The sequence below is a fragment of the Robbsia andropogonis genome, from assembly GCF_000970345.1.
In the GTDB taxonomy this organism is placed as follows: domain Bacteria; phylum Pseudomonadota; class Gammaproteobacteria; order Burkholderiales; family Burkholderiaceae; genus Robbsia; species Robbsia andropogonis.
Genome location: NZ_LAQU01000073.1, coordinates 1 through 7,568, shown reverse-complemented (window position 1 = coordinate 7,568; position 7,568 = coordinate 1). Strand labels below are relative to the sequence as shown.

2 protein-coding genes are annotated in these 7,568 nt (G+C 64.4%); both read left to right on the top strand.

The window, feature by feature from the left end; genetic code table 11:
- Positions 1-25: 25 nt before the first annotated feature.
- The gene (locus tag WM40_RS25200) at positions 26-5,686 is read left to right on the top strand and encodes a non-ribosomal peptide synthetase (protein ID WP_236693694.1); all 5,661 of its coding nucleotides are present in this window, start codon (positions 26-28) and stop codon (positions 5,684-5,686) included.
- Between the two features lie 90 nt (positions 5,687-5,776).
- On the top strand, positions 5,777-7,568 hold a 1,792-nt coding region (locus WM40_RS25195; protein ID WP_236693693.1), incomplete at its 3' end, for a condensation domain-containing protein.

The window sequence follows — 7,568 nt, the reverse complement described above, 5'->3', positions numbered from 1 at the left end:
AACACAGATCTTCGAGCAGCCGACCGTGGCACAACAGGTCACCTGCTGGACGGCCGTGCATGCCACGGCGCCCGCTGCAAACACCGGTGGCACCAATGAAGACGCCACACTCCCGCGCGGGGTTGCACATGACCCGCGCGGTCAGCACCCACGGCAGTCATCGTTGCAGTCACTGAACGACGATCTGTCGCCGTTTCCGCTGACGCCGATACAGCAACGCTTTTTCCTGCGCTATCCGCATGGCGAGGCGCACTGGAATCAGTCCGTCCTGCTGCGCGTCAAGGGTGTGTTGGACATCAGTGCCCTGGCCCGCGCGGTGGAGGCACTACGACTGCGCCACGATGCGCTGCGTTTGCGCTTTACGCGTAGTGATGCGGACGGTTGGCGGCAATGGGTCGCCCCGCGTGCCATTCGGGAAGACGATCTGATCCGTCGCCAGACGTTGCGCGATTGGGATGATCTGGCAGCGGCCGGAGAGCGTGTGCAAGCCAGCCTCGACCTGCAACGCGGGCCGATCTGGCGCATCGGCTATTTCGACGTTGCCGGCAATGCCGCCGATGCGGTGCCAGTGGCCGCGATGCCGGAAACCCGTTTGTTGTTGGCGATCCACCATCTGGCGGTTGACGGCGTGTCATGGCGTGTATTGCTGGACGAGTTGCAGCAAGCCTACGAGCAAGCCGAGCGAGATGAGCCGGTCGTGTTGCCCGAGCCGTCCACACCGTGGCGCGAGTGGGTTGGTGCGCTATATCACCATGCATGTGCGGACGATGTGCAACGTGAAGCCGCGTGGTGGGCATCCCATCAAGGCGCGCACGCCGCGCCATCGGGTGACACCGCGGGCAATGTTCGCGCGCACGATCTTTTCACTGCCGGCAAGGGCTTGCCATGCTTGATGCGGGACAGCGTCGTGCGTGAATGGCGCCTGGACGCCACGCGCACGCGTGCCCTGTTGCAACAGGTGCCGCGCGCCTATCGCACACGGCCCGACGAACTGCTGTTGGCTGCGCTTGTGCAGGCCATCGGTCAATGGGCGCATGTCGCCGAGGTGCCGATCGAACTCGAAGGACATGGACGCGAGGACCTCATCGATGGCGTGGATCTGAGTCGTACCGTCGGCTGGTTCACCACACGTTTCCCGCTTGTGTTCAAAGTCTCGCCTGCCGCCGACGAACAGGCCGCCAATGCCGGAGCCAACGTCGATGACGATCCGGACGCGGGCGCCACTTCGCTGATCGCGGTCAAGGAAACGCTTCGGGCAGTGCCGAACAAGGGTTTCCATTGGGGCTTGCTGCAGATGGTGAATGAGTGTGGCACGCCGGCGAGTGGCGCGTCGGCATCCGTTCAGTCGCCGCCACCGATCAGCTTCAACTACCTCGGGCGCTTCGATCAAACACTGTCGGATGACGCGCGGTTTGCCTTTAGCGGCGATGCGGCCGGCAAGAGCACCAGCGAGCATGCTTTTCTCGAACATGCGCTCGATCTGAACGCGATGGTGAGCGGGGATGAATTACAGGTGCGATGGCGCCATGACCCGGCGCGGATATCGGTCGAAGCGTTGGATCAGATCGTCGCGGCGTTCGCTCGGCAAGTCGACGACTTGATCGACCACTGCCTGCGCGCTCGTCCTGGTGCAACCGCATCGGACTTCCCGCTTTCCGGCCTAGACCAGAACGGCTGGCGCGCGGTTCGGCGCCAACTATCGCAGCCCGTGGGGGTGGGGGGAAGTGCGCGCAAGGTGGTGGATATCTCCAAGATCGCCGATATCTATCCCGCCACGCCATTGCAGCAAGGCATGCTGTATCACAGCACTTTGCAGCAAGGTGCCGGGGTCTACATCAACCAGGTTCAACTGACGTTGGGGGGAGCGGTGGATGTGGCCGCGATGCATCAGGCGTGGCGCAGCGTCGTCGCGCGTCATGACATGCTGCGCACGCAATTCGAATGGGGCCATGGTGGAGACGCGCTGCAAATCGTACTGCGCGAAGCAACGCTGCCGTTCGAGGTGCATGACTGGCGTGACCGTCCCGATTACGATGCGGCATTGCGAAACTGGCGAACCCGGGATCTCGCCGCCGGCGTCGACGTGACACGTGCGCCGTTGATGCGGGTCCATCTTTTCCGCCGCCCCGACGGGCGACACGACCTCGTGCGGACCCATCACCATGTGCTGACCGATGGATGGAGTGGCGCGCAGCTGCTGAACGACGTTTTTGATGCGTACCAGACGCATCTGCGCCGGTCCTCCGCACGGCAAGGCGGACAACCGGAGACGCCGTTGCCTCGCGTCGCACCGGCGCCTTCCTATCGTGGCTATGTACGGTGGTTGTCCGGACAGCCGACGGCACGCGATTGGTGGTTGGCGCGTCTCGCCGAGGTCGACGATCCCGGCACGCTGTGTAACAGTCTGGCCGCGCCGCGCGTTGGCGCCGTCGCTCACGCCAGCATCAACGCATCGAAGCGCGCCTCGAACGAGGTCGTCGCGGGCATGGCCTCGGACAAACTCGTGATGCATCTTGATTCGACCCTTGATGCGGCGCTGCGTCGAGCGGCGCAACGCGCGCATGTCACGTTGAATACAGTGATGCAAGGCGCATGGGCGGTGCTCCTGTCGCGTCTGAGCGGGAAGCGCGGCGTGGCGTTCGGGGTGACGGTATCCGGACGTCCGGCAACGTTGCCGGACGCTGACCGGATGATTGGCTTGTTCATCAATAGCTTGCCCGTGTTGATCGATGCGCCGGGAGACATGCCGTTGCGTGACTGGTTGCAGCGCTTGCAACGCTACAACTTACAGATGCGCGACGTAGCGCACACGCCGCTTACCGAACTGCAACAATGGGCCGGCCGTAGCGGCGATGCGTTGTTCGACAGTCTGGTCGTCTTCGAGAATTACCCGGTGTCACGTCGTCAGGTGCCGTCGGCCGCTGCCGGGGAACGTCTCGGCGTCGATGCCGACAAGAGCGCACTCGCGGCTTTGCGCATTGATGCGGTCGACGCAGTCGAGCGCACGCACTATCCGCTGACCCTGACCATCGTGCCATCCCGTATCGACACCGCGGACGATCGACCGGGGCAACCTGTCGCTCTCGGTGATCCACGTGACGATAGCGAAAAGCGTGGTGCGATCGTGCATTGGCGCTGGCAGACGGCGCGTCTCGATTCGGTGCAAATCCGGCAGTTACATGCGCAGTACGTCACGTTGCTGATACAACTCGCTGGATTGGGCGCCGAGCCGGTAACGGACGACCGCGACGCGCCTGATGGCGATGTCTTCGATAGCGACATGGGCGCCATGACGCCGGGAGAGGCCTCCGGTGTTGCGCCTGGCGCCGTCACCGTGGCCGCACATCGCCGCGCGGTCCGATATGTCGGGGACTTGAGCGTCGAGCCGTCGTCGAATGCCGCCGATGCGCCCGCGAGCGATGTCGTGACTCAGGCGCGATCGCCGGCGTCGGCATGGTCTGCCGCATCGCCTTCGATCGTTGCCGACACGCTCGGTGGCGGCGTGGAGGGAGCGGTATCGGTCGTCGCCCGTGTCGAGGCGTTGGCGGTGCAGATGCCTTCGCGGGTCGCTGTACGTTCGTTGACGCGTATTGGAACCGAGAATGGGATGCAGGCGGGCTACGATGGCGTCAACGCTTATGGCGATGCGCTCGACTACGCCGGGCTGGCTCGCTGGCTGCGGCGTCTGCATGGCGATCTCGCGCGGCATCGGCTGCCGCCGGAAGGCGCGGTTGCTGTCTGCATGCGCCGCACGCCAGGATTGATCGCCAGCATGCTGGCGATCTGGCGCGCGGGCGGGGTCTATCTGCCGATGGACCCGCTCTTGCCGCCGGCACGGCTTGCCGCGATGCTCGATGAAGCGGGCGTCGCGCATGTGATCGTGGATGAAACCGGTCGCGCGGCGCTTGATGGCCTGCTCGCGCATCGTGCCGTCATCGATGTGGCGCCGTGCCCCGATCGCATCCCGCAAGCCGAAGAAGTAACGCAAGATAGCGCGCCGTGTGATGCGCAGCAGTTGGCCTATGTGATCTTTACATCGGGCTCTACGGGGCGTCCCAAAGGGGTAGCGGTCCCGCATGGCGCGTTGGACAGGTTGCTGAGGAGCGTCGATGCCGCAATCGGCCAGCGGGACGACGATCTTTTCGTGTCGGCGACGACGGCATCATTCGATATCTCGCTCACCGAGTTCTGCCTGCCGCTTTTACGGGGCGCAACGGTGGGTCTCGTGGACGACGCGGTATTGGGTGACGGTGCCGCATTGGGCGCGATCATCGATGCCAGCGGCGCGACGATCATGCAGGCCACGCCAAGCGGTTGGCGCTTGTTGCTTGAAGCGGGCTGGCGCCGTCACGCGCTCGGCGAAGGGGCTGGCAACGGCGGGCGGTTGCTGGGCCTTAGTGCCGGTGAACCGCTTCCCGCCGATGTCGCGGCGGCTTTGCGGCAGCGTGGCGTGACGATGTGGAATCTTTACGGGCCCACGGAAACGACGATTTACTCCAGTGGCATGTTGGTCGCGGCTGCCATGACGTCTGCAACCCTGCCGCCGGTTGCACCGTTCGGCGATGACGGGTCGTGGCAGCGTGACACACGTCCAGCTCAGGATGCCACGGTGGCAATTGGTCCGGCACTGCCAGGAAATACGGTGCGACTGTGCGACGCCAGCGGGCAGGCCACGGCGTCCGGCGGCGTCGGGGAATTGTGTATTGGCGGGGACAATCTTGCACGCGGCTATCTCGGTCGTCCGGGGCTGACGGCCGAGCGGTTCGTGCCTGATCCATTCGGTGCGCCTGGCGCGCGGATGTACCGGTCAGGTGATCTCGGGCGCGTCGAAGAAAGCGAGACCGTGGCCGGGGACATCGTGCAGGGTTTTGCATGCCTTGGCCGTATCGACCAGCAGATCAAGCTCCGTGGTTATCGTATCGAACTGGAGGAAATCGAGACCGCATTGCGCGACATTCCCGGTGTTCGCGATGCCGCTGTTGTCGTCGTGAACGGCATTGCAGTCGCGGCGCATACGCAGGGCATGATGGGAACGTCGGATGCGGTGGCCGCGGATGCCGACGCGCAGGCGAGGCTGGTGGCGTTGCTGATTCGCGAAGGGGACGCATCTGCCAATGCCGACGTTGACGTTGACTGGCGCACGCCGTTGATGGCCCGTCTGCCGCGCTATATGATCCCGTCCGCCGCCTGTCGTGTGACGTTCTTGCCGCGGACACCCAATGGCAAGCTTGACCGTAAAGTGCTGCTGCAATTGGCCAGGGACGGCATCGCTGCCCAGAAGCAACGTACCGATGCGGCGGATACCGGCGATGTGATGCCGATGACGGGCATGACGGCCTTGATCGCGGAGACGATTGGTGCCGTTCTTGGCGTGACGCGAGTAGGGGCCGACGATGACTTCTTTGCGCTGGGCGGTCATTCGCTGGCCGCCGTGCGGGTCTGCGCGCGGTTGACGCAGTTGTGTGGAACGCAGGTCGCCCTGACCATGTTGTTTTCGCACCCGACGCCGGCGCGGCTTGCCGCGTATCTCGACGGTCCGCACGGCGGCGATTCGGGTCTCCCCGCGGCCGTGCATCGCACGCCGGTGGACGCGCGATCCGCGCCGAATGTCGCGTCCGATGGAGGACGCCCTGCCCCGGATACATCGCTGCAGGCGTTCGATGACTTGTTCGATGCGCTGGACTAGCCGGTCACCGCAACGTTTTATGAAAAATCCTCCGGAGCCCTTGCTTCGGAGGACGCAATCGTCCTTCGAGGACAACACGCCGATGCCATCATGCCGATAGACCCACACGACGATACGGCGCATAAGCCACACGATACGGAAAACACCGCGCTGCGCGGTGACCTCGCCAAGGAAGTGCGCGGCGCGACAGGTGCGAAAGACGTCCTTGCCGTGACCAGCCCGCCAGTCGACGCCGCCGCACGCGAGGCAACGGCCGCCATCGCTTTGCCGCGCGCCGACAGCATTGCGCGCAAGTACGCTGCCCTGTCGCCCACGCAGCGGCAGCAATTCCGGCGCAAGGCGCATGCACAACAACTCGACTGGACGCGCTTGCCGGTGATGCCGCTGAACGACGGGAGCGCGGACGTGGCAACAGATGCAACGTCGTTCACGGCGCAAACCGATCCTCGCGGTGATGCCGATGCGGGGACGACCGCTCGGGACAGCGCGTCCAGGCGCCGCTATCCCGTTTCTCCCGCACAGTTGCGCTTATGGTTCCTATGGCGCCTGGACCCGTCCAGCCCGGCGTACAACCTGTCTCAGGCAGTGCGTCTGGAGGGCCGTCTGGATGCGACGGCGATGCGCCAGGCCTTCTCGGCCGTTGTTGCACGACATGGCGCATTGCGTACCGTTTTCACCGAAGAGAATGGCGCGGTCTGGCAATCCGTCCGGCCGATGCCCGAAAAAGACGTTGCGAACGTGTTTGAATTTCAGGTGATCGAGGACGATGCGGACCGCGATCGTCTTCGCGAGCGGTTGCGCGTTATCGCGCGAACGCCGTTCGATCTAACGCGTGGCCCGTTGCTTCGGGTGACGTTGTTGCGTTCGGCGCCGGAGACGCATCGGATGGTGATTGTTACGCACCATATTGTCTCTGATGGGTGGTCGCAGAAAATCCTGTTGAGCGAATTGGCGCAAGCCTATGACGTCGCGATACGGGGCGGCGATCCCACGATCGATTTGCCGCCGACGACGATACATGCCGCGGACGTCGCGGCGTGGCGTGACGAGTGGATGCGTGCCGATGGAGACGGTACGGATACGTCGCGCACGGACGATGCGCTGCAGTTCTGGAAAACGCGCCTGGCGCCATGCGCGCGCCGCGCGCCAATCGCCTTGCCGCTGGATCGACCGCGTGGCGTGCATCGAGGCGTGGAAGGCGGACGTGAGCGTATCGCCGTCGACGGTGCCTTGCTCGACAGCCTGCGTGCGTTTGCCCGCGCGCAGCGCACATCGTTGTTCACCGTGCTGCTGTCGACGTATGCGGCAACGCTTTACCGATACGGCGCTTTGCGTGACATCGGGTCGGACGCAGGCGATACCCCGGCCCGTTTGCCGATCGGGGTGCCATTCGCGGGCCGCGACGATCCGACCTTGCATCCGGTGATCGGGTATTTCGTCAATACGATCGTGCTCGATCCGGCAGTCGACGGCGCGATGTCGGGACAGTCCTTGGTGCAAGCGGTACATAGGCGCCTGGGTGAAGCGCAGGCGCATGCGCATGTGCCGTTTGGTCAGATACTGGACGTTTTGAACGTGTCGCGGGAAGTAGGCCGTGCACCGTTGTTTCAGGTGATGTTCAACCTGGAGCAGGGCGGCGGTCGCGAGGCGGTGGCGAAACTGTCCGGCCTGACGGCAAGCGGCGAGGATGGCGGTACCGATACCGCGCGTTTCGATCTGGTGCTCAATGCGGTGGATCAGGGCGATGGCGTCGCGCTGTTGTTCCATTACGCTGCCGACGTGTTCGATGCCGGGACCATTGCACGCTTCGCCGCGGATTATCGCGGGTTGCTCACGGCGATGACCGCTGATCCGCAGGCACGTATTGGTGCGCTGCCGGTTG